Source organism: Rhizobium leguminosarum bv. trifolii WSM2297, from assembly GCF_000271845.1.
Genome location: NZ_JH719393.1, coordinates 1,885,402 through 1,908,231, shown reverse-complemented (window position 1 = coordinate 1,908,231; position 22,830 = coordinate 1,885,402). Strand labels below are relative to the sequence as shown.

The 22,830-nt window shown below is 60.8% G+C and carries 21 protein-coding genes and 1 pseudogene; 12 read left to right on the top strand and 10 right to left on the bottom strand.

Going from position 1 to position 22,830, the window contains the following annotated elements; genetic code table 11:
* Nucleotides 1–61: 61 nt before the first annotated feature.
* The 6 genes from RLEG4DRAFT_RS63175 to RLEG4DRAFT_RS63150 form a co-directional block, all read right to left on the bottom strand.
* A complete protein-coding gene (locus RLEG4DRAFT_RS63175; RefSeq protein WP_003575731.1) occupies nucleotides 62–1,060 on the bottom strand; it encodes an AraC family transcriptional regulator in 999 nt (332 codons plus the stop codon).
* Nucleotides 1,061–2,206: 1,146 nt separating this feature from the next.
* Entirely contained in the window at nucleotides 2,207–3,286 is a 1,080-nt protein-coding gene (locus tag RLEG4DRAFT_RS63170; protein WP_003575733.1) for a quaternary amine ABC transporter ATP-binding protein, read from the bottom strand.
* Nucleotides 3,279–4,166: an ABC transporter permease gene (locus tag RLEG4DRAFT_RS63165; protein WP_003575734.1), complete on the bottom strand. Its 888-nt coding sequence runs from the start codon at nucleotides 4,164–4,166 to the stop codon at nucleotides 3,279–3,281. The genes RLEG4DRAFT_RS63170 and RLEG4DRAFT_RS63165 overlap by 8 nt, the downstream gene beginning before the upstream one ends.
* 92 nt (nucleotides 4,167–4,258) lie before the next feature.
* The gene (locus RLEG4DRAFT_RS63160; protein WP_003575737.1) at nucleotides 4,259–5,260 is read right to left on the bottom strand and encodes an ABC transporter substrate-binding protein; all 1,002 of its coding nucleotides are present in this window, start codon (nucleotides 5,258–5,260) and stop codon (nucleotides 4,259–4,261) included.
* A gap of 67 nt (nucleotides 5,261–5,327) precedes the next feature.
* On the bottom strand, nucleotides 5,328–6,122 hold the full coding sequence (locus RLEG4DRAFT_RS63155; RefSeq protein ID WP_003575739.1) for a pyrroline-5-carboxylate reductase family protein: 795 nt from the start codon (nucleotides 6,120–6,122) through the stop codon (nucleotides 5,328–5,330).
* Between the two features lie 12 nt (nucleotides 6,123–6,134).
* Nucleotides 6,135–6,764 (bottom strand): TetR/AcrR family transcriptional regulator, encoded by a 630-nt coding sequence (locus RLEG4DRAFT_RS63150; RefSeq protein WP_003575741.1) that lies wholly within the window; start codon nucleotides 6,762–6,764, stop codon nucleotides 6,135–6,137.
* A gap of 146 nt (nucleotides 6,765–6,910) precedes the next feature.
* Between RLEG4DRAFT_RS63150 and RLEG4DRAFT_RS63145 the strand changes: the two genes are divergently transcribed.
* From RLEG4DRAFT_RS63145 to RLEG4DRAFT_RS63095, 11 genes and pseudogenes are all read left to right on the top strand, one after another.
* On the top strand, nucleotides 6,911–8,947 hold the full coding sequence (locus RLEG4DRAFT_RS63145) for an NADH:flavin oxidoreductase (RefSeq protein ID WP_003575743.1): 2,037 nt from the start codon (nucleotides 6,911–6,913) through the stop codon (nucleotides 8,945–8,947).
* Between the two features lie 45 nt (nucleotides 8,948–8,992).
* On the top strand, nucleotides 8,993–9,598 hold the full coding sequence (locus tag RLEG4DRAFT_RS63140) for a dimethylsulfoniopropionate lyase (RefSeq protein ID WP_003575746.1): 606 nt from the start codon (nucleotides 8,993–8,995) through the stop codon (nucleotides 9,596–9,598).
* 34 nt (nucleotides 9,599–9,632) lie between these two features.
* A complete protein-coding gene (locus RLEG4DRAFT_RS63135; RefSeq protein WP_003575748.1) occupies nucleotides 9,633–10,382 on the top strand; it encodes an electron transfer flavoprotein subunit beta/FixA family protein in 750 nt (249 codons plus the stop codon).
* A gap of 23 nt (nucleotides 10,383–10,405) precedes the next feature.
* The gene (locus RLEG4DRAFT_RS63130) at nucleotides 10,406–11,335 is read left to right on the top strand and encodes an electron transfer flavoprotein subunit alpha/FixB family protein (RefSeq protein ID WP_003575751.1); all 930 of its coding nucleotides are present in this window, start codon (nucleotides 10,406–10,408) and stop codon (nucleotides 11,333–11,335) included.
* A 15-nt stretch (nucleotides 11,336–11,350) separates the two neighbouring features.
* Nucleotides 11,351–12,049, top strand: coding sequence for a dimethylsulfonioproprionate lyase family protein (locus tag RLEG4DRAFT_RS63125; RefSeq protein ID WP_003575754.1), 699 nt, complete (start codon nucleotides 11,351–11,353; stop codon nucleotides 12,047–12,049).
* A 98-nt stretch (nucleotides 12,050–12,147) separates the two neighbouring features.
* Nucleotides 12,148–13,275: an S-(hydroxymethyl)glutathione dehydrogenase/class III alcohol dehydrogenase gene (locus RLEG4DRAFT_RS63120; protein WP_003575755.1), complete on the top strand. Its 1,128-nt coding sequence runs from the start codon at nucleotides 12,148–12,150 to the stop codon at nucleotides 13,273–13,275.
* 3 nt (nucleotides 13,276–13,278) lie between these two features.
* On the top strand, nucleotides 13,279–14,115 hold the full coding sequence (gene fghA, locus RLEG4DRAFT_RS63115) for an S-formylglutathione hydrolase (protein ID WP_003575757.1): 837 nt from the start codon (nucleotides 13,279–13,281) through the stop codon (nucleotides 14,113–14,115).
* Nucleotides 14,116–14,170: 55 nt separating this feature from the next.
* Nucleotides 14,171–14,740, top strand: coding sequence for an S-(hydroxymethyl)glutathione synthase (gene gfa / locus RLEG4DRAFT_RS63110; RefSeq protein WP_003575758.1), 570 nt, complete (start codon nucleotides 14,171–14,173; stop codon nucleotides 14,738–14,740).
* A 332-nt stretch (nucleotides 14,741–15,072) separates the two neighbouring features.
* Nucleotides 15,073–15,267 (top strand): hypothetical protein, encoded by a 195-nt coding sequence (locus RLEG4DRAFT_RS63105; RefSeq protein WP_037093259.1) that lies wholly within the window; start codon nucleotides 15,073–15,075, stop codon nucleotides 15,265–15,267.
* A 59-nt stretch (nucleotides 15,268–15,326) separates the two neighbouring features.
* Nucleotides 15,327–15,469 (top strand): annotated as a pseudogene (locus RLEG4DRAFT_RS63100) (proline racemase family protein); the annotation flags it as partial.
* Between the two features lie 36 nt (nucleotides 15,470–15,505).
* The gene (locus tag RLEG4DRAFT_RS63095; protein ID WP_003575760.1) at nucleotides 15,506–16,519 is read left to right on the top strand and encodes a GlxA family transcriptional regulator; all 1,014 of its coding nucleotides are present in this window, start codon (nucleotides 15,506–15,508) and stop codon (nucleotides 16,517–16,519) included.
* A gap of 7 nt (nucleotides 16,520–16,526) precedes the next feature.
* Here the strand turns inward: RLEG4DRAFT_RS63095 and RLEG4DRAFT_RS63090 are convergent, their stop codons facing one another.
* From RLEG4DRAFT_RS63090 to RLEG4DRAFT_RS63080, 3 genes are read right to left on the bottom strand one after another with little or no spacing between them, the layout of a single operon-like run.
* Nucleotides 16,527–17,807, bottom strand: a complete 1,281-nt coding sequence (locus RLEG4DRAFT_RS63090; protein WP_003575763.1) for a M24 family metallopeptidase — start codon at nucleotides 17,805–17,807, stop codon at nucleotides 16,527–16,529.
* Nucleotides 17,808–17,846: 39 nt separating this feature from the next.
* Nucleotides 17,847–18,935, bottom strand: a complete 1,089-nt coding sequence (locus RLEG4DRAFT_RS63085) for a hybrid-cluster NAD(P)-dependent oxidoreductase (protein WP_003575765.1) — start codon at nucleotides 18,933–18,935, stop codon at nucleotides 17,847–17,849.
* Nucleotides 18,925–20,178, bottom strand: a complete 1,254-nt coding sequence (locus RLEG4DRAFT_RS63080) for an aromatic ring-hydroxylating oxygenase subunit alpha (RefSeq protein ID WP_003575767.1) — start codon at nucleotides 20,176–20,178, stop codon at nucleotides 18,925–18,927. The genes RLEG4DRAFT_RS63085 and RLEG4DRAFT_RS63080 overlap by 11 nt, the downstream gene beginning before the upstream one ends.
* 107 nt (nucleotides 20,179–20,285) lie before the next feature.
* On the opposite strand from RLEG4DRAFT_RS63080, the gene RLEG4DRAFT_RS63075 reads away from it, so the two are divergent.
* Nucleotides 20,286–21,173 carry a LysR substrate-binding domain-containing protein gene (locus RLEG4DRAFT_RS63075; protein ID WP_003575769.1) on the top strand — a complete coding sequence of 296 codons (888 nt, stop codon included), beginning with the start codon at nucleotides 20,286–20,288 and terminating at the stop codon, nucleotides 21,171–21,173.
* Here RLEG4DRAFT_RS63075 and RLEG4DRAFT_RS63070 read toward each other — a convergent pair whose 3' ends face one another.
* On the bottom strand, nucleotides 21,174–22,826 hold the full coding sequence (locus RLEG4DRAFT_RS63070) for an acyltransferase (RefSeq protein ID WP_003575771.1): 1,653 nt from the start codon (nucleotides 22,824–22,826) through the stop codon (nucleotides 21,174–21,176). It lies immediately after the preceding gene.
* Between the last annotated feature and the right edge of the window lie 4 nt (nucleotides 22,827–22,830).

The following is a 22,830-nucleotide window of genomic DNA, read 5'->3' as shown; positions in this document are numbered from 1 at the left end:
CTTTCGCTCCTTGTTTTTATGCATTGTCCCGGACCCCCCGCACACTTCCTGACAATATGCTTTATCGACGGCCGACGCGCTTCCTGGTGTCGGAAGGATATTCCCCATAGGTCGATTTATAGACCGCGGAAAACCGGCCGAAGTGGAAGAAGCCCCATTTGAGACAGATCGTCTTCATGGTTTCGGTGCTCTCCGGATCGAGCAAGTCCTGGCGCGCCGCGCGCAGACGAAGTGTCAGCAGATAGACGGCGGGAGAGGTGCCCCTGAAGGCACGGAAGCCGGTTTCGAGCGCCCGGCTGGAGACGCCGGCCGCTTCGGCGACCTTCGGCATGGTGATCGGCTGGTCGATATTGGCCTGCATGAATTCGATCGCCTTGCGCACATGGCGGGGAGCGATGAGGGCAGGCCCCTTGTCGAGGAAATGCGACAGTCGGTTAGGCACCATGCGCACGACAAGATCGGCCAGCGCCTGCGTCATATGCGCCATGGCGATCGGCGACTGCAGCAAGGGGCCGTCGTCGCGCATGCCGATGGCGATCGTTTCGGTCAAATTGCCGATCGTCCGGCCGACCGGCGTCGACAGATCCAACTCGGGCAGCAGATCGAGAGAGCCGCTGAACGGTATTTCGAACGTCTGGCCGATCGTCTGCAGGATCACCGACCAGTTGATCAGCAATTCGTCGATGACATTCGACTGGCCGTACATGATGACGCTGTCTGGTTCGAAATTATTATAAAGAAGCAGTTTTCCTTCTCCCGCCTCGGCGACGCGGGATCCATATGCCACCCCCATGCCGCCGCTGCGCGGCACGACGATCGACAGATACTCCGCCGTATCGACGGTTGGCTCGATATTGAACTGAAACTCCGCCTCGTGATATCCGGTCAGCAGGACAGCGCTGTCACTGGCGGAAAAATCCAACCCCCAGTGGAAGTCCTGGGCGCGTCCGACAGGCGCGGCATCGAATGCGCCGAAGGCGCCGCCGAGCGTTTCGACCATGTTGTCGAACGAAGAACCGCGAAACCGAAACGAGAATGGCGCATGGCTAGTTTCGGACATGCTGCTCCCCTTGTTCAGTGTGGCTGCGTTGCTCTGCTCTTCTCAACTGCCCGCACATCCCCGCGAGAGGCGCGATCGCTGCCGATGGATTGATGCGGATGGGCGAGACTTGGCAATATCCTAGCCGATCGGGGCGTGGAGTGCAGCACACTTCAGCGGGGCAGGAGGATCTCCGCGCGGTATCGGCAGCGGGATCAGCGATTTGCTCAAGCCGATAAAGGCCGAATTCGGACGTGGCAGGCGTCAAAAAACCAACCCGTTGAATGCATTGTCGACATCTTCCATCCGATCAGTTTCTTAGCCCGACGGCAGGAACTGGCAGAACTCGGAATAATAGGCAAGTCTTCGGGCCGCCGGCTGTCGGTGATGAAACGATTACGCAGAAGGGCAAATTTAAGGGGTGTATCCGTGAGGCCACGAAAGGCTCAAACGCGGCGGTCTTGCCGAGAGGCTGGAGTTATGGAGAACGCCCCACTTCGCGATCTGCGCAGTCGCCTGCCGAAGGTTCTATAGTGGACCGCTTATAGCCTTCGGCAGGCAGACAGGCATGCACGCATACGCACGGGATGGGGTGCGTATGTACGATCCCTTCCATCCGTTTGGGGGTGATGGATGAACGGGGTTGGGCTTGAGGACCGCAACCATCATGGCCTTGGTCGAAAACCATCTTATTGCACCGTGGCCATCGAGCAATTGTCGGCCCCCGATAAAGTCGGTCAAGCGGCTTTTCGCGACGCAGTCTGGACTGGTTTTGCGCAAAATGTATAGGTTAACGCTGGCTGGAGGCATGTTCGCGCCGCGGCTTGCGCAAAGCGGATGACGACCGTGAATGTCTCATTTGCCACTTGGAAGAGCTTGCTCAGGAAGCAGCGGGAGCGCTCCGGCGTCACAGCTCCAAGGCCGCTCGCGTGGCCTCACAGAAGGCATAGGCGCTTGGCGCGGCGCGGTCTCCGATCTCTATGACATCGACACGCTGCGGGCGCAATTCCTCACCCAGACAGTGTTGTAATCGGGCAGGTCTGAAGAAGCCATTTGACCTCAAGCATCTTCACGGTCCGGCGGCGGCCGGCTTCCCATTTCCCGAAATGGCAACATGCGAGATATCGGTGTCGCCAGCGAAACGGAAAGACGGCCGCATTCGGAGCTTCAGAGGGCGACCGACAGGGCGCTGTCGCGCTCCGGAGCAACCTCGTGTGAGTTCACCATCGCACTTGCGAGCTGGCGGAAGGTGACGAGCCCTAAGGTTTCCCCGGAAGGCGAAACCACCCTGGCGTCGCCCTCTGGCGCCGATGACAGCATGCGGACGGCTTCTTCGACGGTCGTTCCCGCCACTATCGCCAGTCCAACCGGCGCCGCACCTGAGTGCAGCGGCGTCATCACGGCTTCGACTTGAATGACCCGGCCGCGATTAACCTCCTTGACGAAGTTGGCGATGTAGTCGTCGGCTGGCCGCAGGACGATGTCCTGGCTGGTGCCCTGCTGGATGACTTCGCCGTCGCGCAGGATCACAATCTGGTCGCCCAGGCGAAGGGCTTCATCAAGATCGTGGGTGATGAAGACGATGGTTTTCTTGATCTCCTTCTGAATGTTGAGAAGGACCGTCTGCATATCCATGCGGATCAAAGGGTCGAGCGCCGAATAGGCTTCGTCCATCAAAAGGACCGGCGCATCGTTGGAAAGGGCGCGCGCAAGGCCGACACGCTGCTGCATGCCGCCGGAGAGCTGGTTGGGATATTTCTGCTCGAAGCCCTTGAGCCCGACACGCTCCAGCCAGCGCATCGCGACGTCGATGGCTTTCGGGCGCTCCATGCCCTGGACTTCAAGGCCGAAGATGGTGTTGTCGAGAACGTTCCGGTGCGGCAGAAGCGCGAACTTCTGAAACACCATTGCGGTCTGGTGCCGGCGAAAAGTTCGCAATTCCGTCTCATTCATCTTCACGACATCAACGCCGTCGACGAGCACCTCGCCGGCCGTCGGGTCTATAAGACGGTTGATGTGGCGGATGAGCGTCGACTTGCCCGACCCCGAAAGACCCATGATCACCTGGATCCGGCCGGAGGGTATCTCGACATTGATATCCTTGAGGCCGAGCACGTGACCGTACCTTGCGTTGAGCTCGGTCTTCGATAATCCCTTCTGGACCGCGTCGACATGCGCGGCCGGGTTGGGACCGAAGATCTTGTAGAGATGGCGGATCTTGATGCCGCCGAAACGTTGATCAGCCATGGACGATCTCCCGATGCTTCTGGAGCCTCTTGCCATACGCCTGGCTGACCCGGTCGAAGATGATGGCGATGCCGACGATGGCGAGGCCGTTGAAAATACCTAGGGTGAAGTACTGGTTGGCAATCGCCTTCAGCACCGGCTGTCCTAGTCCCTGGACGCCGATCATCGAGGCGACGACCACCATGGCGAGCGCCATCATGATGGTCTGGTTGATGCCGGCCATGATGGTCGGCAGTGCCAGCGGCAGCTGTACCTTGAACAGCTTCTGCGCACTCGACGTTCCGAAAGCGTCGGCCGCTTCCAGCACGTCCTTGTCGACAAGTCGAATGCCGAGATCGGTAAGACGGATCATCGGCGGAATGGCGTAGATGACGACGGCGATCAGTCCCGGCACCTTGCCAATGCCGAGCAGCATGACGACAGGGATGAGATAGACGAAGCTCGGCATCGTCTGCATGACGTCAAGGATCGGATTGATGATGCGCTGCAGCCGGTCGGAGCGTGCCATGAATATTCCCATCGGAATACCGATGGCGATGGAGAGCACGGTGCAGACGAAGATCATCGAGACCGTCCGCATCGTATCGTCCCACATGTCGAAATAGCCGATCAGCAGCAGCGTCACGAGACAGCCGAGAACAATCTTCAGGTTGCGGCTCGCAAACCATGCGATGACTAGGATGATGAGGGTGATGATTGGCCACGGCGTCTGCGTCATGAAGCGGTCGGCGGCGATGAGGAAATGCTGCAGCGGCGTGAAGAGGCTTTCGATCGCGTCGCCGTAGCTGCGGGTAAACGTGCGAAAACCGTCATCGATCGCCTTCTTCAGATTGCGAAGCGCGTCGTCATCCATATGCGGGAATTTATAAAACCATTCCATTCTGTTCCCCTTATCTTTAAAGAGCCGTGGCAGTCTTTTTCATTTTATCGGCAGCGAGAGGCGGTGCACTTTTCGCGCACCGCCATTTGGCTTTAGAGAGCAGCTTCGATTTTCGTGGCTGCCTCAGGCGAGACCCACTTGGTCCAGAGGTCCTTGTTTTCTTTCAGGAAGTGCTTGGCGCCGTCTTCGCCGGTCGCCTGGTTGTCGGTCATCCAGGCCATCAGCTTGTTGACCGTGTCATTGCTCCAGGAGCGCTTCTTCAGGTAGTCCATGACATCAGGTCCGACCTTTTCCGCGAAAGGTTTGGCAACCAGTGTGACGACGTGATCGACCGGCCATGCATTCGGCTTCGGGTCGGGGCAGTCGGCAACGGTGTTGCAGCGCTTCCATTCGGCAGCGTCGTTCGGCACGCCGGCTTCGAGCTTAACCATCTGATACTTGCCGAGCAGCGCGGTCGGCGCCCAGTAGTAGCCGGCCCAGCCTTCCTTGCGCTCGTAAGCCTTGGCGATCGAACCGTCGAGACCGGCGGCGGAGCCGGTATCAACGAGGGTGAAGCCCGCCTTCTCGGCGTCAAAAGCCTTATAGAGCTGCGAGGTTACCACGGTGCCGCCCCAGCCCTGCGGGCCGTTGTAGATGGCGCCCTTCTTCGCATCTTCCGGATCGGGGAAGAGTTCCGGGTGCTTCAGCACGTCGCCGATCGTCTTGATATCCGGATGGGCATCAGCGAGATATTTGGGAATCCACCAGCCCTGCACACCACCGTCCGGCAGCGGCGAGCCGACCTGGACGATGCGGCCTTCATCCGTGCCCTTCTTGACGACGTCGGGCAACAGGTCGATCCAGGCTTCCGGCGCGATATCCGGCTGGCCCTTTTCGGCCATGGAGGTGATCGTCGGGACGGTGTCGCCGACGGTGATGTCAGCACTGCAGCCATAGCCTTCGTTCAGGATGAACTTGTCTAGGTTGGAGAGAACTTCGGCGCTCTGCCAGTTCATGCTGGCGATGGTCACGCTGCCGCATTCGGCGGCGCTGGCGAATGACGCGCCGCCGATCAGGCCGAACGTCAAACACGTCGATGCAAGTAATTTCTTCATTCTCGTTCCCTCTGTTTAGCGGCTTGTCTTGCCGAACGGGGTGCCGCAGTGCCCGCCCCAACGGTCGTCAGGAAAGCTTTCCCATACTCACCGATTTTTGAAATGCTGCCGACAATCCCTTGGCGACCGAAGCGTCGAACCCCGCAGCGCGCATGCCTTCGATAGCTGCCGCTGTGGTGCCGCGATAGTCAAGAAAGGTTTGTACGACGTTATCCGGGCTCTCGTCACGGCGCTCCAAAAGGCGGCCGGCGCCTGATATCACCGTATTGACGGCGCGGCGCGCAATCTCGGCTGGCAGGCCGCGGGCGACGGCGTCGCCCATCATGGCGGCCGCAAGCAGCGCCGGGAACGCCGGTCCGGAACCGGAAAGGCCTGTGAGGTAATCGATGTCGCTTTCTCTGGCGACCTCGTCTTGCGATCCGCACGCCTCGAAAATGGCGCGGACGACGGCGCGGTCGCCTTCCGTGATCTCGTCCGCAGCAATCCAGGGCGTATAGGACTTAGCAACTTCGGCACCAGCATTCGGTAGGGCACGGACGACACGGCCGGTCTTATAGCGTTGCGAAAGGGCGGCGAGACCGATGCCGGCCATGACCGATATGACCAGTTTGCCGCCGGCATCGACGTCAAGGGCGCGCCAGTCATCGGGCCGGACGGAGAGAACGATCACGTCCGAGCGGTCGGCAAGCGCCTGATTGTCGGAAGTCCAGAAAGAATTCGGCAAGCGATCCGGCTGTTGGCTGCGATAGGAGAGTGAGAGATTCTGGGGCTCGACCAGGCGGGCGTCGACAATCGAGCCGGCGATTGCTCCGCCCAGCCAGCCGCCGCCGCCAATTATGCCGATCCTCAAGGAAACGCTCATCCGGGCCTCCTTTTAACCGGGCCGATAGCTATGCCGGGAGAAGAAGCGATCAAGCTCCCTCTGCTGCGGCACTTCGCCCGTGTAGATCGCGATATATTCCGGAATCCGTTTCATGCGAACGGCAAGTTCCTCCCTCGATTGCATGGAGATATATCCGATCTGAACGAGGTAAGTTGTCCGCGCTCTGACATCCGATGTCGTTTCTGGTAACCCGAACCGCATGAACATGCGTTTCAGCGACTCCAGCCGGATCTGATCGGCCTGCTGGACCTCTGCGAGAAGCTCGTCGGATTGCAGCGCCCAGCTGCGCACGGCAAACTCGAATTTTGCGTCGAACAGATCGTTGTCGAGCCAGCAATCGAAGACGTTGAGCATCGCTTCGGCCAGGGATTCCGCATAGGCTTCCGACCGCTTGACGATATTGCCGGTGTTTTTGTCGCGCCATAGCGCCACGAGCGCGCTCAGCAGCTCCTCCCGATCCTTGAAGAACCAGTAGAAGCTGGTGCGCGAGAGATTGAGCTTCTTCGCCAGCGGCAGAATTTTCACCGAATCCACGCCGGATTCCAGCAGGGAGTGGTAAGCTGCTTCCAGCCATCCCTCCTGCGATCCGCGCCAGCCGGTGTCGTTCAAAGCCTGATCCATGCACTATCTCCTATCAAATTATGAAGCCGCGCACAAGGAAAATGTACATCAGTGTCGAATGTGACGACTTTACTGTTTTCATCGTTGACACATATGTACATTGCGCTTAGCGTTCCCCTCGATGTTTTAATCCGGAACCACGGCCCATGTCGAATGATCCCCTTCTGCAGCCCTATCAGCTCAAGCATTTGAAGTTGCGCAACCGTATCATCGTGACGTCTCATGAGCCGGCCTATCCGGAAGACGGCATGCCGAAGGAGAAGTATCGCGCCTATACGGTGGAGCGCGCAAAGGGCGGGGTGGCTGTGACGATGACGGCGGGCTCGGCGGCCGTTTCCAAGGATAGTCCGCCTGTTTTCAACAATCTGCTTGCCTATAAGGACGAGATCGTTCCGTGGATCAGGGAGATGACTGACGCCGTACACGAAGAGGGTGCGGCAATCATGATCCAGCTGACCCATCTTGGCCGGCGCACGCGCTGGGACAAGGGCGACTGGCTGCCGGTCGTCGCCCCCTCGCATCATCGCGAGGCTTCGCACCGCGCCTTCCCGAAGAAGTTGGAAGATTGGGATATCGAGCGCATCATCAAGGATTTCGCCGACGCGGCCGAACGCATGAAGGCGGGCGGCATGGACGGCGTCGAGTTGGAGGCTTACGGCCACCTGATCGACCAGTTCGTATCTCCGCTCACCAACGAACTCGACGGCCCCTATGGCGGCTCGCTCGATAACCGCCTGCGTTTCTGTTTCGACGTGTTCAAGGCGATCCGCAAAAGAGTGGGCGACGATTTCATTCTCGGCCTGCGCTATACCGCCGATGAATGTCTTCCCGGCGGTACCGGCAAGGCCGAAGGCATCGAAATTTCCAAGCGCCTGAAGGAAAGCGGCCTCATCGATTACCTGAACGTGATCCGCGGCCACATCGATACCGATGCGGGTCTCACCGACGTGATCCCGATCCAGGGGATGGCGAATTCGCCGCATCTCGACTTCGCCGGCGAGATCCGCGCCGCGACCAACTTCCCGACCTTCCATGCGGCGAAGATTCCCGATGTCGCCACCGCCCGCCACGCGATCGCGGCCGGCAAGGTCGACATGGTCGGCATGACCCGCGCCCACATGACCGACCCGCACATCGTCCGCAAGATCATCGAAAAGCGGGAAGAGGATATCCGTCCCTGCGTCGGCGCCAATTATTGTCTCGATCGCATCTATCAGGGCGGAGCCGCCTATTGCATCCATAATGCCGCGACCGGCCGCGAACTGACCATGCCGCATATCGTAGCGAAGGCCGAGGCCAGGAAAAAGGTCGTCATCGTCGGCGCCGGCCCGGCCGGTCTGGAAGCGGCGCGCGTCGCCGGAGAGCGCGGCCATCAGGTCGTCGTCTTCGAAGCGGCGAACAATGCCGGCGGACAGGTCCGGCTCACTGCCCAGAGCGAGCGCCGCAGGGAAATGATCAGCATTATCGACTGGCGCATGAGCCAGTGCGAGAAATACGACGTCACCTTCCACTTCAACACATGGGCGGAAGCCGACACGATCGAAGCCGAGCGCCCCGACGTCGTCATCATCGCGACCGGCGGCTTGCCGCATACCGAGGTTCTCTCTCGCGGCAACGAGCTGGTGGTCTCCTCCTGGGACATCATCTCCGGTGATGTGAAGCCTGGCACCAACGTGCTGATCTTCGACGATGCCGGCGACCATGCCGGTCTTCAGGCGGCGGAGTTTCTTGCCAAGGCGGGCGCCAAGGTTGAGATCATGACGCCGGACCGGTCCTTTGCGCCCGAGGTCATGGCGATGAACCTGGTGCCCTATATGCGCTCTCTCCAGAAGCATGACGTGACCTTCACGGTTACCTATCGCCTGGAGGCGGTCGAGAAGAGCGGCAACCAGCTCGTCGCCCATGTCGGCAGCGATTACGGTGGGATTGCCAAACAGAGCAGCTTCGACCAGATCGTCGTCAATCACGGGACCATCCCGCTCGACGAACTCTATTTCGAGCTGAAGCCCAGCTCGAGCAATCTCGGCGAGATGTCGCACGACCAGCTTCTTTCGGGAGAGCCGCAGTCCATCATGCGCAATCCCGAGGGCAGGTTCCAGCTGTTTAGGATCGGCGATGCTGTCGCTGCGCGCAATACGCATGCCGCCATTTATGACGGTCTGCGCATCGCCAAGGATATATGATCGCAGCAGCGACCGCTCGTCGGCCGGTCATTTCGGGGGGGTGATATGAGTTTACGTGAACAAAGCCTCCAGTCTTTCGTGGATGCCGCGTCTCTGGCTTTTGATCGGTTCGCGAAGGCCCCGGAGGCCCGGCGGTCGATCCGTCAATTTTTTGCGGCGCTGGAGCAGCCGGGGGTCGCGCGTGCGGGGGAGGGAAGCCGGTTGCCCGTCTGCGCTCAGCTTGATGTGGCGCTTGCGGTTGATCCCTCCTATGATCCTTTGCTGGTGCGATTGATCGAGGCGTTCAAAGGCATCGAGCCGATGCTTGAATGGCGCCGACGCACCAAGTATGACCACACCGCCGGCGACAATTTCGTCGATGGGCATGCCAATGCCATGCTCATCGGCCCAGGAGGATTGGAGGAGCGGAGCGACCTTTGGCTGGGTGTGACATTGCTGGCGCCGCACGTGCGCTATCCCGATCACGACCACGCGCCGGAGGAAGTTTATCTCGTGCTTTCCGAGGGGGAGTTTCAGCAGGGGGAGGGAGACTGGTTTTCGCCTGGTATCGGCGGATCATTCTACAATATCCCCGGGATCAAACATGCCATGAGGTCGGTGGATACACCGCTCTTCGCCTTCTGGGCGCTGCTTGCCGAACGGCCGCACTGACGGCCGGCAGTCTAGAAATAAAGGGGTTTTGCAAATGAAGATTCTCGTGCCCGTCAAACGGGTTGTCGACTACAACGTGAAGATCCGGGTGAAGCCGGACGGTTCCGGTGTCGAGCTTGCCAATGTGAAGATGTCGATGAACCCGTTCGACGAGATCTCGGTGGAAGAGGCGCTGCGGCTGAAGGAAGCCGGTAAGGCCGAGGAAGTGGTGGTGGTCTCGATCGGCCCTGCCAAGGCCGAGGAGACGCTGAGAACCGCGCTTGCGATGGGCGCCGACCGGGCGATCCTGGTCGAGACCGACGATGCGGTCGAGCCGCTCGCCGTCGCCAAGATCCTCAGGGGTGTCGCCGATGCCGAACAGCCGGGCCTTGTTATCGTCGGCAAACAGGCGATCGACGACGACAGCAACCAGACCGGCCAGATGCTGGCGGCTCTCTTGGGCTATGCCCAGGCGACCTTCGCCTCGAAGATCGAGATCGGTGACGGCAAGGCGCAGGTCACCCGTGAGGTCGATGGCGGCCTGCAGACGATCGAGATCAAGCTGCCGGCGGTGGTCACCTCGGACCTCAGGCTGAACGAACCGCGTTATGCCTCGCTGCCGAATATCATGAAGGCGAAGAAGAAGCCGCTCGACAAGAAGTCGCCTGCCGATTTCGGTGTCGATACGACGCCGCGGCTGAAGGTGCTGAAGACCGAGGAGCCGTCCGGCCGCAAGGCCGGCGTCAAGGTCAAGTCGGTCGCCGAACTTGTCGACAAGCTGAAGAACGAAGCCGGCGTGCTTTAAGGCAGGAAAGAGAGAACACCATCATGACCATTCTTCTTCTGGCCGACCACGACAATGTCAGCCTTTCCGATCAGACCGCCAAGGCGCTGACGGCCGCTTCCCAGATCGGCGGCGACGTGCATGTGCTCGTCGCCGGCAAGGGCGCCAAGGCTGCGGCCGATGCGGCTGCCAAACTCTCCGGCGTCTCCAAGGTGCTGCTTGCCGAAAGCGACGAACTTGCCAACAATCTGGCCGAACCGCTGGCCGACCTGATCGTCTCGCTGGCAGGCAGCTATGACGCCATCCTCTCGGCCGCCACCTCGGTCGGCAAGAACGTGCTGCCGCGGGTGGCGGCGCTCCTCGATGTCGCCCAGGTCTCGGAGATCATCGAAGTGATTTCCGCCGATACCTTCAAGCGCCCGATCTATGCCGGCAATGCCATTCAGACGGTGCAGGCAAGCGATGCCAGACGAGTGATCACCGTGCGCACCGCCTCCTTTGCCTCGGCACCGACAAGCGGCTCGGCCAGCGTCGAGGCGATCCCGGCGGTCTCCGACCCGGGTCTGTCGCGTTTCGTCGGCGATGCGCTGTCGGCCTCCGACCGTCCGGAGCTGACCTCGGCGAAGATCATCCTGTCCGGCGGCCGGGCACTCGGCTCGGCCGAGAAGTTCAAGGAAGTCATCCTGCCGCTTGCCGACAAGCTCGGAGCCGCCGTCGGCGCATCCCGCGCCGCCGTCGATGCCGGTTATGCGCCGAACGATTGGCAAGTCGGTCAGACCGGCAAGGTGGTGGCGCCCGATCTCTATATCGCCTGCGGCATCTCCGGGGCCATCCAGCATCTGGCCGGCATGAAGGACAGCAAGGTGATCGTCGCCATCAACAAGGACGAGGAGGCGCCGATCTTCCAGGTTGCCGATTACGGCCTGGTCGCCGATCTGTTCGAGGCCCTGCCGGAATTGGAAAAGGCGCTCTAAGCGAGGGGACTGAACGTGGCGCGCGCGGTGGGACGTCCAATCAAACGTGGGGCCGACCTTCTTCTGAACGATGAGGAAAAGCCGGCCTATATCAGACTGCACGACATCGGCAGGGAAAGGCGTCCTCGGCCGCTGCAGGAATTCCTCAACGACGTCGGCGGCCTGATGTTGTCGGCCGACGCCCCTGCCGTCGCCAGTTTCGTCGCGGGCAAGGTTCTGCAGAGGCTGCTCAAAACAGGCAAGGTGCGCCCGCTGGAGAGTGGGCCTCTTGCCGGTGCACCCGAGGGGCTCGATGACGCCATTGGCCATCTTGCCAAATCAGGACGGAAATATGAGGCGATTGCCAGCCAATTCAGAAGTCTTGCCGACAGCCTGCTCTGGCGACGCGGCCGCTCAGGCCCGTTTGCAAGCCTGAATTTCGGCAACACGCATTCTCATGCTGTTGTGGTCGGTCCCGGCGGCATGGAGGAGCGCGCCGATCTCAGGGTCGGCGTGATCTATATGGACCGCTATACCCGTTTTCCCGATCATGTTCAGACGCAGCCTCGGGCCTTCATTCTGCTTTCGCCCGCAGAAATCTGCCTTGGCAATTCGCAGTGGTTTTCTGCCGCGACTGGCACAGTCTTCGCGAACGATGCGGGGCAATCATTCGCGATAAGATGCACGGCAAAGCCGCTTCTCGCGGTCTGGTGCCAGGTTGAGCCGGAGACGTGACGAGGTTGGTCTTCGCGGCGATCGGCGAGGGCCGGTGGAGGGGCCCAGTCTGTCCGAATATATAGCAGTCAGAATTGAATTTAAGGAAGGATATCAAAATGGACGTTCGCGCCGCCGTAGCCGTTCAGGCCGGAAAACCGCTCGAAGTGATGACCGTGCAGCTGGAAGGCCCGCGGGCCGGTGAAGTGCTGGTCGAGGTCAAGGCGACCGGCATCTGCCACACCGACGATTTCACCCTGTCCGGCGCCGATCCGGAAGGCCTGTTCCCGGCGATCCTCGGCCATGAGGGTGCCGGCATCGTCGTCGATGTCGGTCCCGGCGTCACCTCGGTCAAGAAGGGCGACCACGTCATTCCGCTCTACACGCCGGAATGCCGCGAATGTTATTCCTGCCTTTCCCGCAAGACCAATCTCTGCACGGCGATCCGCTCGACCCAGGGCCAGGGTGTGATGCCGGACGGCACCTCGCGATTCTCGATCGGCAAGGACAAGATCCATCACTATATGGGCTGCTCGACCTTCGCCAATTTCACCGTGCTGCCGGAGATTGCCCTTGCCAAGGTCAATCCCGACGCGCCCTTCGACAAGATCTGCTATATCGGCTGCGGCGTCACCACCGGCATCGGCGCGGTGATCAACACCGCCAAGGTCGAGATCGGTTCGACCGCGATCGTCTTCGGTCTCGGCGGCATCGGCCTCAACGTGCTGCAGGGCCTGCGGCTGGCCGGCGCCGACATGATCATCGGGGTCGACATCAATAATGACCGCAAGGAATGGGGCGAGAAGTTCGGCATGACGCATTTCGTCAATCCGAAGGAGGTCGGCGACGACATCGTGCCCCATCTCGTCAATATGACCAAGCGTAAAGGCGACCTGATCGGCGGCGCCGACTACACCTTCGACTGCACCGGCAACACCAAGGTGATGCGCCAGGCGCTGGAATCCTCCCACCGCGGCTGGGGCAAGTCGATCATCATCGGCGTTGCCGGCGCCGGCCAGGAGATCTCGACGCGTCCGTTCCAGCTGGTCACCGGCCGCAACTGGATGGGCACCGCCTTCGGCGGCGCGCGCGGCCGTACCGACGTGCCGAAGATCGTCGACTGGTACATGCAGGGCAAGATCCAGATCGATCCGATGATCACCCATACGATGCCGCTCGACGACATCAACAAGGGCTTCGACATGATGCACAAGGGCGAAAGCATCCGCGGCGTGGTGGTGTACTAAGCCATGAAAACCATCTCGATCGACAAGTCTTACGGCGGCACTCAAGGGGTTTATGTCCATCGCTCGGAGGCCTGCGACTGCGACATGACCTTTGCGGTATTCGTGCCGCCGCAGGCAGATAAGGGCAATTGCCCAGTGCTGTGGTACCTGTCCGGCCTGACCTGCACGCATGCCAATGTCATGGACAAAGGCGAATATCGGCGGCTTGCCGCCGAGCTCGGACTGATCGTCGTCTGCCCGGACACCAGCCCTCGCGGCGACCACGTGCCGGATGAACCCGACAATTGGCAATTCGGAAAGGGCGCCGGTTTTTACCTCGATGCCACCGAGCCGCCGTTTTCGGCGAATTATCGCATGTACAGCTACATCACCGACGAGTTGCCGCGCCTGCTTGCCGCGGAATTTCCCGTCGATATGGGCCGCCAGGGAATTTTCGGCCACTCGATGGGCGGACATGGCGCGATCACCATCGCGCTGAAGAATTCCGACCGCTTCCGGAGCTGCTCGGCGTTCGCGCCGATCAGCCATCCCTCGGTCTCCGGCTGGTCGAAACCGGCATTGCGTAAATATCTCGGAGCCGACGAGGCGACCTGGCGGGCCTATGATTCCTGCTCGCTGATCGAAGACGGGCATCGGTTCCCGGAACTGTTCGTCGATCAGGGGACGGCCGACAGCTTCCTGGAGGACGGCTTACGACCCGACGAGCTCAGGCAAGCCTGCGAGGCGGCGGGCATTCCCCTGCAGCTTCGCATGCAGGAAGGCTACGGCCACTCCTACTTTTTCATTTCGACATTCATGGAGGACCATCTGCGCTGGCACGCGCAGAGGTTGGGGAGTTGATTGCAGAGCTCGGCCGGGCATAACGCAAACGGCCAGGGAGGGAAGGAGAGAAGCAATGAGCATAGCCATTCATCCGGCATTGGATTCAGGCTTTCGAGCAACTGACGCCGCCTTTGCCGGCGGGACGCTGGTGTGCAAATGCACGAGCAATCCCGTCAAGGTGAGGATCAAGGGCGATATCGCCCATAACCACGCCTGCGGCTGCACCAAATGCTGGAAGCCCGAGGGGGCCGCCTTTTCGGTCGTGGCAGTTGCGCCGACCGAGAGCGTCGAAGTCCTCGAGAACGGCGACAAGCTCGCCGTCGTCGATGCGGCTGCCTTGATTCAGCGGCACGCCTGCAAGGAATGCGGCGTGCACATGTATGGGCCCGTCGAGCGCGAACATGCGTTCCAGGGATTGTCGTTCGTCCATCCGGAGCGCTTCCAGGAAGGCGGCTGGGCGAAGCCCGGTTTTGCGGCCTTCGTGTCGTCGATCATCGAAAGCGGCTTCGATCCTTCGAAGATGGACGCGGTCAGAGCGCAGCTGAAGGCATCGGGCCTCGAGCCCTATGATTGCCTGTCACCCGGCTTGATGGACTACATCGCAACCTGGACCGCCAAGAAGAGCGGCGTGCTCGCCTCGTAAACGCACGGGGAGCGCCGATCTCTGCGCTCCCCGACAAAGCCGCTGTTCGGATATCGGGATATCGCGCCGTGGTTTTGGTAGTAGCGACCCGGGATCGCCTTGGCGATCGGCGTCCCGGTTGTTATCTCCTACTGTCTATTGACGACCTTGATCGGCTTAGTGGACTGGCCTCGATTTGATCCAACGTGTCCGCCATACGTCCACCCGCTGCTGCGGTCGCCATGCTTAGGCTTTGGATAGGCGAGGGCTGATCGTAGCGATGCCGCCCGCATCCGCCTTATCCCCTCGATATCCGCACCGCCAAAGAGCTCATCGAAGAGACGCTCGGGACCATGCCGTCTCAAGATTTGGCTTGGCTTTGCGCTGCCGAGCATCTTGGCAGGCATTGGGGAGACATCTACGGCGCAATTAGGACACTCGACATCGCCACGCCGATCGGTGGAGCGATCGGCATCATGGTACTGATGCTTGACCGGATAACCAGAGTCTCGCTCGGCTGGAACATGGAGGAACTCGTGAATCCGTAAGCCTTTCATTTTCGCCTGGCGCCTTCCTTCCTGGTGCTGGCCGTCGATTGGCTCAACACACAACCTTCACAGGCCGCGTTGACGCAGACGCAGGTACACGACCTTAAGCCGGCATTATCGAAGGCTGGGCGCATGTCGTCGGCCACAAAACCATTTTGTTGACGACCGTGATCCGCTCGCGCACGGTTTTCAGATTCGATGATCGCGGCTTGTGAGCAGAGGCGGCAAGGAGATGACTATGCGACCGGAGCAGCATCGGCAGGGAGACGGCGCCGCGAAATCCGGTGCCCGGCTCAAGGTGGGGTTCGTGCTGTCGCGGTCGTTTACGCTGTCGGCCTTCGCACTCTTCATCGACACGCTGCGGCTTGCCAGTGATGAGCAGGATCGGTCCGGAAGGGTGCTTGCCGACTGGCAGGTGATCGGCAGCACGCGGCATCTGATCACCTCGAGCTGCGGCGTCCAGGTTGCTCCGACCTCCGATTTCGTCGATCCGTTGAAATTCGACTACATCGTCGTCGTTGGTGGGCTTCTGACGGTGGAAAACCCCGTCGACCAGCAGACCATCACCTTTCTCAAGCAGGCGGATGCCAAGAAGGTGCCGTTGATCGGCGTCTGCACCGGGTCGTTCATTCTTGCGGCCGCGGACCTGATGAAGCGGCACGAGTCCTGCGTGAGCTGGCTGCATTACAAGGAGTTTCGCGAGCGGTTTCCCGACCTCGGCGTTCGGTCCGACCGGCTCTTCAATCTCGATCGCCAGCGCGGATCCTGCGCCGGCGGCAGCAGCGCGGCCGACATGGCGGCGTTGCTGGTCAGGAAATATATCAGCCGGGATGCCGAGCGAAATGCGCTTGAGGTGCTTCAGATCGAAAAGGCCCGGGCGCCGGCGGACATACAGCCCCGCCGTCCGCTGTATGACGATTATGACGACGCCCGCGTCAAGGCGGCGATGATTACGATGGAACAGTTCGTCGACGGCAGCATATCGATCCAGAAGCTTGCCGCGATGGTTGGCCTGTCACGGCGGCAGTTGGAGAGAATTTTCATCGACAAGACGGGAATGTCTCCTGCCAAGGCCTATAATCGGGTCCGCATGGAGCGGGCAAAATCGATCCTGGTCCAGTCGAAGGCGCCGCTGATCGAGATCGCGCTTGACGTCGGCTTCGAAAATGCCTCGCAGTTCACGCGAACTTTCAAGCGGACCTTCGGGCAGACCCCGTCGCAGCATCGCGCGGCGGCTTCAAGAGCGCACTGAGCAGGCTTCAGATGTCTTCCCACGGGAAGCTGTCCAGCCGCTCCGCGCCCTCGGCCGTGATCAGGGCCTGGGTTTCCAGTTTGATGCTCTCGGACCCGGCCTCGGCGATCAGGCTTTCGACGTTGAGCACCATGTTCTCCTCGATGATGCCGCTGAAATCGGCATCGAAATCCGGGTGCAGCGGCACCCCCGGCCATTCGTCGGCCATGCCGGTGCCGTGCAGGGCCAGGGTGTAGCGATAAGGCTGATATTTCTCCGGGATTTGCCACGACAGTTCGTTGAACTCCCGAAACGTCATGCCGGGCCTGATGACTGACAGATTATGTTCGATCTGGTCCCTGGCTGCCGCGTAAAGCTCCTTCTGCTTGGAATTCATCGCCACATGTCCACACGTCCACGAGCGCGAGAGGTCGGCGCAATAGCCGTAGGGGCCGATCATATCGGTGTCGAAGGAGATCATCTCGCCGCGCTCGATCACGTAGTCCGAACATTCCTGATACCAGGGATTGGTTCTGGTGCCCGCGGTCAGCAGTTTGGTTTCCAGCCACTCGCCGCCGCTACGCGCATTTTCGAAGTGCAGCTCGGCCCAGATCTCCCGCTCGGTGCGGCCTGGCTCCGATACCTCGTACATCCGCGCCATGCCGGCTTCGCAGATGCGGATCGTCCAGCGCATCAGCTCGATTTCCTCGGGGCTCTTGATCGATCGCGCCCGTTCGGCCAGCTCCTGGCCGTCGAGAAGGGTAAATCCGCGTTCGGTAAGTTCGAACGCGCCTGAAGGCTCGAGCCTGTCGACGGCGATGCGTCTGTTGGCGGCATTCCCCTTCACGATGTCGGAGATCTCGTCCGCCCAGGCCTTCAGGCGGGGTTCCACGAGGTTGCCCGCGGTGAAGAAGATCCAGGATTTCGATGGCCGGATTTCGTCGATGCCGGACAGCCCGTCATTGACGTGTTCGGCGCCTTCGAATTCGAAAATGATCGCCGGGCCGTCGGCCAGGATCAATGCATAACGTGAGGGATTATGCATCGTCCAGATGCTCATATTCGAGGAGTCGAAGGCATAGCGGATGTTGACGGGATCATAGAGCAGCAGGGCGCCGCAATCCCATTCGCGCATCTTCATGCGCAGCCGCTCCAGCCGGTAGCGACGCGCCTGGTCAAGCGTCGCGGGGGGCACCGGACTGATGAGAGGCCGGTCCGCTCCATCGGGATTGAGGTAGGCCTGCTTGCGCTCGTCCTTGAAGACGGCCGAGCCGGTCAGCTCGACGGAATCGTTTTCGTCTCGCAACATCGGCATGATCCCTGTTGTCGGTGAGTATTGCGGTGTCGCTCAGCGTTCGATGACGAGATCGCTGAGCGGCTTCGAGCAGCAGGGCAGGAAAAAGCCGGCGTCGATCTCGCGTTGCCGGATACCGCCATTATGGTTCATCTCCACCGAGCCGGAGACAAGCTTCGACTTGCAGGTTCCACAGACCCCGTTCGAGCACGAGGAGGGCAGGCGGACGCTGCCCTTCTTTGCCGCTGAAAGCACGGTCTGGTCCGACGGGACTTCCAACGTCTTATTCTGTTTCGAGAATTCGACCTGGAAAGCCCTCGTCGTCGGCCGTGCTTCGACTTCGAGGCCTGGCTCGTCGATGACCGCGGCGTCGAAGCTCTCTTCGATATAATTTTCTGCCGGGACGCCGAGAGCAGCCGTTATCGATCGCGCCGCCGCCATGAACGGGGCGGGACCGCAGCACATGACGACGCGTTCGGCGATGTCGGGAACGGCAAGCTTGAGGAATTCCGGCGAGATCCGGCCGGTCAGCCCTGGCCATGATAATTCGCCGGCGACCGTCTCGGGAAGAAACTGGAGACGCAGTCCCTTCATCCTCGCTGCGAGCCCCGAAAGGTCATGGCGAAAGATCAGATCGGCAGGCGTTCTCGCCGCGTGCAGGAAGACGATGTCCGACGCTTCGTAGCGGTCTGCCAGATCCCGCGTGATCGACATGACGGGCGTGATGCCCGAACCTCCGGAGAGTAGCAGAAGCTTGATCTTCTTGCCGTTGGGCCGGACGAAATGACCAAGCGGTCCCTGACCCTTGACGGTCATGCCTGGCGCCATGTGGTCATGGAGCCAGTTTGATATCCTGCCGCCGGGCACGCGCTTGACCGTCACCGTAAAGGCGTTGCTTCGATGGGGCGACGACGAGATGCTGTAGCATCGTGCCTCGCCATCCGAACCCGTCGGGAAGTCGAACAGAAAATACTGGCCGGCATCGAAGTGGAAATGCTTGCCTTCGGGCGACGCGAACGTGAAGCTTTTCACGTCATGCGTCTCCTGATGGACGTCGAGACAGACGAGGGTCTCGTCCGTCTCCGGATCCCAGACCTGCTGCGCGCTCTGACCTAGACGCATGGATGTGAGATCAATACCCATGAGCGCGCATCCGGTCGATGTACCAGGTAGCGAACTTGTCGAGGTTCGTCTCGGAGAAGCGGGAATAGGGGCCCGGCTGATAGGCGGGATCCGTTGCGCCGGCGTGAGAGCGGGCGACGAGATCGGCGTCCTGATCCGTCGTTGCGACCCAGACATCCGTCAGCTTGTCGAGATCGTAGTCGACCCCTTCGACGGCGTCCTTGTGGACCAGCCACTTGGTACGGACCAGCGTCTTGCCCGCCGAGAGCGGGATGACGGTTGCGACCACCGCATGGTCGCCCATGAAGTGGTTCCAGCTGTTATGACCCCAGAGATGGGTGTCGCCGAGATCCTTGCGGGTCATTTGTCCGAGAAGTTTAGACGATGCGGCGGTGGCGTCGTGGGTCTGGGATTCGCCGGCGCCTGCGATGATCAGCCGCTGCGTGCGGAAGTTGGTGGCGCAGTCGGCGAGCTGTTCGACGGCAGCCGAGGGAAAGCCGTCGGCTTCCCATGCCTTGGTCCGCTCTTCATACATCCTGAAATGCTCTTCGGCCTGTTCGCGATCCTCCGGGCTCAGCGTCTCAGGGTCGAAACCGAAGTCGAGATCGACGAAGGAGACGCAGAGTTCCGGATGGTTGGCGGAGCAGTGATAGCACTCGCGATTGTTCTCCATCGTCAGCTTCCAGTTGCCGTCCTCGATGACATCGGTCTGGTGCGCGATCTTGGTATTGCGGATATCGTAGGGCGCGAGGCGCTCGACCATCGCCTGTTCGAGGCCGGCAATGTCCTCGGGCGGATTGTCGGAGAGGCAGACGTAGATCAGGCCGCCGATCGATTTGAAGGTAACCGGCTTGAGACCATGGCAGTCCTTGTCGAAATCCTTGCCCATATGGGGCGCGTAGCTGAGCTCGCCCGTCAGCTCATAGGTCCAGGTGTGATAGGGACAGACGAGCTTCGAAACGATCGTGTTGCCGGGGTTGAGAAGACGGGAGCCGCGATGGCGGCAGACATTGTGCAGCACCCGAATTTCACCGTCGTCGTCGCGCAGCAGGATCAGGCTCGTCTTGCCGATATCGATCACCGTGGCGTCGCCGGGTTCGGGGACATCACAGTCGAGGCCGACACAAATCCAGTGCTTGTGGAAGAAGACGTCGATATCAGCTTCGAAAACGTCTTCTCTGACATAGAGGCCGGCCGGAAGCGAATGACCTTCAGAGCGGGAGTCGAGCAGTGCTGAAATGGAAGATGGGAGCCTGTTTAGCATCAGAACCTCTTATGTGAGAGTTTCCCTAGATTGCGCTTGCAGTGCTGGGCTTTCAACGGCATAAAAAATCACGCTCGCATAAGTTTTTCTCATGTGAAGAGGCCGAGATGCAATTTCGAAGACGGCTTCCGTCGCTGACCGCATTGGTGACCCTGGAGGCGGTGCTGCGCAGGAAAAGCTTCACCCTGGCAGCAAGCGAACTCGGGGTCACCCAAGCCGCGGTCAGCCGGCAGATCGCGTTGCTGGAGGAGGAGTTCGGCCTGGCCTTATTCGTGCGCAAGCATCGCGCGATCGAGCCGACGGCGGCGTGCATCAGCCTTGGCGCGACACTGGCGAAGAGTTTCGCCGATATCGCCGAGAGTGTGGAAGCGCTTCAGTCGCGCAGTCAGGACGTGGTGACGATCGGCGCAACCGTTGCATTCTCTTCCTTCTGGTTGCTGCCGCGGCTGGCTGAATTCCGCCGCGCCAATCCTGGCATTCTGGTGCGGGTGATATCCCAGGACAGCCCGATTGCGCTGGACGGCGGGGAGGTCGACGTGGCGATTCGCTACGGCCTGCCTCCCTTCAGCGATGGAACGGTCATCGCCTCGCGCGGCGATGTCATTTCCCCCGTCTGCTCTCCCGACTATCTCCGGCGTCGAGGAGATGGTCCGCTCGGCTCGGCGGACGAATTCATCGAAACGGATGTTGTCGATCGTTCCTGGTATAGCTGGTCGCAATGGGTTTCGTTCACCGGCGCCAATATCGAGGTCAAGCCGTCGCTTCGGTTCAGCCATTATACCGAGACCATCGCCGCCGCACGCGCCGGGCAGGGCATTGCCTTGGGATGGCGCATGCTGATCGGCACTTTTCTCGATGACGGAACCCTGGTGCGCGCCGAAGAAAGCGAGCTTGCCGCGGAAGATCGCTATAACGTGATAGTGCCTGTCAAAGCCAAGCGCAGTAATGCCCGCGACCTCGCCGCCGCCTGGCTGACCGCATCGCTGCACGGTTGATCATAAGCCGAGCCCGGACGTTGCCGTCCGGTGCACACCTTGCGGGACGAAGGTGAACCGATCCGACAGACCCAGAAAATCCGCGGCCAGATGAACGACGGAAAGCCACATTTCCGTTCCCTGCAGGCTCGGTTCACCGCCGTCGGCGAATGGAAAGCCCTCGCCATCCCGCCATCGACCCAAGGCTCTTGAGATGAGATTGCGGGCGATCACCTCGCCATCGGCTCGCCTGTAATCGGTTTGCCGGGCAATCAGCAGCAGCGGATGGATCGTATCGAGCAGGTTACACGCATTGTATTGCGCGCCAACAAAACCCTTGTGATTGCGATAATTGAGGTGAACCGTTTCGAGCGAAGCCTGCGGGTGGGGAAGCGGAAGGCCGAATTGCGCGTAGGTGCCGCGCGTCAGGCGATAAAAGCCGTTCACCGGCTGCAGCCATCCTTCCAGCGCCGTCGGCTCGCCCCATAGGCCGGAGACGGTATTGGCATTGCGGCCCAGCCACTCGAAGAGCGCCTGGCGGGGACCTCTGATGCCGAAATGCCTGGCATTGAAGTACATGGCGGTGCCGATGGCATCGACCACGCTGCCGGCGTGCCATGCCCGGCTCGACCAGGGCAAGGCGCTCAGCCATTGCTCCAGCTCGTCAGCGCCGAGCTGTACCGCCTGGATGGGGTGTCGTGGCCCAGAGCCAAGCAGCTCAAGTGCATAGCCGACCGAAAGGATGTTGTAGAGTGCCTTCGGATCTTCCCTCAACGCCCGGTCATTCACACGGGAATGCTCTTCCGGGAAAAGGCCGGTCTCGCGATCCTGAAGCCCTTGGAGAAGCGCGACGGTCTCCGACGGAACGAGGCCCGCCGGCAAGTGGCCGAAACCGGCGGCGATCTCGATTGCATCGCATAGATGCCGGATCGCCGGTCTCCTGACGCCGTCCGCCTCCAGCGATTCATAGGATTCCGACGTTTTCCAGCGTGCGAGAATATCCGGCCATTGCTCTTTGGCTTTCTGGCCAAGCCTGACCAGTTGATCTTCGACGTCTGCAGAGCCGGATTTCTTCGCCGCCGAGCCCCGGCTTCGAAGCACCCTTGCCGGAACGCCGCCGGCAATCGACAAAGCGGGAATGTCCTGCGTGACCACGGCCCCGGCGGCGATCACCGCACCATTTCCGATCGTGACGCCATCAAGGATTACGCAATTTGCGCCGATCCAGACATCGTCACCGATCACGATGCCGAGGCTGATGACTCCCTGGCGGTGTATAGGTCGATCAGGATCGTCGAAGCCGTGATTGAAGCCGACAATCGATGCGTGCGAGGCAATCCGTACCCCATTGCCGCATGTCACCTTGCCGGACACGCAGGCATAGGGATTGATGCTGCAGTCGTCGCCGAGGATCACGTCACCTCGAACGAGCGCGTGCCCGGCGATCCAGGACCGCTCGCCCATCGCCAGGCTTTCGGTGAAGATCGCGGCACCCTCGGCAATATAGGATGTCTCGGCCAATTCAGCCCCGCACGCCCGCCGAAGCTCCGCCTTGCGGGCGAGGTGCGAGGGATGATCGAGGTCGGATGCAATGCGTTCCCACGGAAGATATTGAAGCCTGCGCGCTTCCCCATCTTCGCTCGCCGATGTTTGCGGACGATTGGCGTGATCCATCCTG

What these genes read in the sequence shown, in the direction of transcription:
- RLEG4DRAFT_RS63090 (WP_003575763.1), bottom strand. Translation starts at nt 17,807, where the DNA reads ATGTTGCGAGACGAAAACGATTCCGTCGAGCTGACCGGCTCGGCCGTC.
- RLEG4DRAFT_RS63150 (WP_003575741.1), bottom strand. Translation starts at nt 6,764, where the DNA reads ATGGATCAGGCTTTGAACGACACCGGCTGGCGCGGATCGCAGGAGGGA.
- RLEG4DRAFT_RS63175 (WP_003575731.1), bottom strand. Translation starts at nt 1,060, where the DNA reads ATGTCCGAAACTAGCCATGCGCCATTCTCGTTTCGGTTTCGCGGTTCT.
- RLEG4DRAFT_RS63085 (WP_003575765.1), bottom strand. Translation starts at nt 18,935, where the DNA reads ATGGGTATTGATCTCACATCCATGCGTCTAGGTCAGAGCGCGCAGCAG.
- RLEG4DRAFT_RS63080 (WP_003575767.1), bottom strand. Translation starts at nt 20,178, where the DNA reads ATGCTAAACAGGCTCCCATCTTCCATTTCAGCACTGCTCGACTCCCGC.
- RLEG4DRAFT_RS63135 (WP_003575748.1), top strand. Translation starts at nt 9,633, where the DNA reads ATGAAGATTCTCGTGCCCGTCAAACGGGTTGTCGACTACAACGTGAAG.
- RLEG4DRAFT_RS63070 (WP_003575771.1), bottom strand. Translation starts at nt 22,826, where the DNA reads ATGGATCACGCCAATCGTCCGCAAACATCGGCGAGCGAAGATGGGGAA.
- RLEG4DRAFT_RS63075 (WP_003575769.1), top strand. Translation starts at nt 20,286, where the DNA reads ATGCAATTTCGAAGACGGCTTCCGTCGCTGACCGCATTGGTGACCCTG.
- RLEG4DRAFT_RS63105 (WP_037093259.1), top strand. Translation starts at nt 15,073, where the DNA reads ATGCCGTCTCAAGATTTGGCTTGGCTTTGCGCTGCCGAGCATCTTGGC.
- RLEG4DRAFT_RS63095 (WP_003575760.1), top strand. Translation starts at nt 15,506, where the DNA reads ATGCGACCGGAGCAGCATCGGCAGGGAGACGGCGCCGCGAAATCCGGT.
- RLEG4DRAFT_RS63130 (WP_003575751.1), top strand. Translation starts at nt 10,406, where the DNA reads ATGACCATTCTTCTTCTGGCCGACCACGACAATGTCAGCCTTTCCGAT.
- RLEG4DRAFT_RS63165 (WP_003575734.1), bottom strand. Translation starts at nt 4,166, where the DNA reads ATGGAATGGTTTTATAAATTCCCGCATATGGATGACGACGCGCTTCGC.
- fghA (WP_003575757.1), top strand. Translation starts at nt 13,279, where the DNA reads ATGAAAACCATCTCGATCGACAAGTCTTACGGCGGCACTCAAGGGGTT.
- RLEG4DRAFT_RS63120 (WP_003575755.1), top strand. Translation starts at nt 12,148, where the DNA reads ATGGACGTTCGCGCCGCCGTAGCCGTTCAGGCCGGAAAACCGCTCGAA.
- RLEG4DRAFT_RS63140 (WP_003575746.1), top strand. Translation starts at nt 8,993, where the DNA reads ATGAGTTTACGTGAACAAAGCCTCCAGTCTTTCGTGGATGCCGCGTCT.
- RLEG4DRAFT_RS63155 (WP_003575739.1), bottom strand. Translation starts at nt 6,122, where the DNA reads ATGAGCGTTTCCTTGAGGATCGGCATAATTGGCGGCGGCGGCTGGCTG.
- RLEG4DRAFT_RS63170 (WP_003575733.1), bottom strand. Translation starts at nt 3,286, where the DNA reads ATGGCTGATCAACGTTTCGGCGGCATCAAGATCCGCCATCTCTACAAG.
- RLEG4DRAFT_RS63160 (WP_003575737.1), bottom strand. Translation starts at nt 5,260, where the DNA reads ATGAAGAAATTACTTGCATCGACGTGTTTGACGTTCGGCCTGATCGGC.
- gfa (WP_003575758.1), top strand. Translation starts at nt 14,171, where the DNA reads ATGAGCATAGCCATTCATCCGGCATTGGATTCAGGCTTTCGAGCAACT.
- RLEG4DRAFT_RS63145 (WP_003575743.1), top strand. Translation starts at nt 6,911, where the DNA reads ATGTCGAATGATCCCCTTCTGCAGCCCTATCAGCTCAAGCATTTGAAG.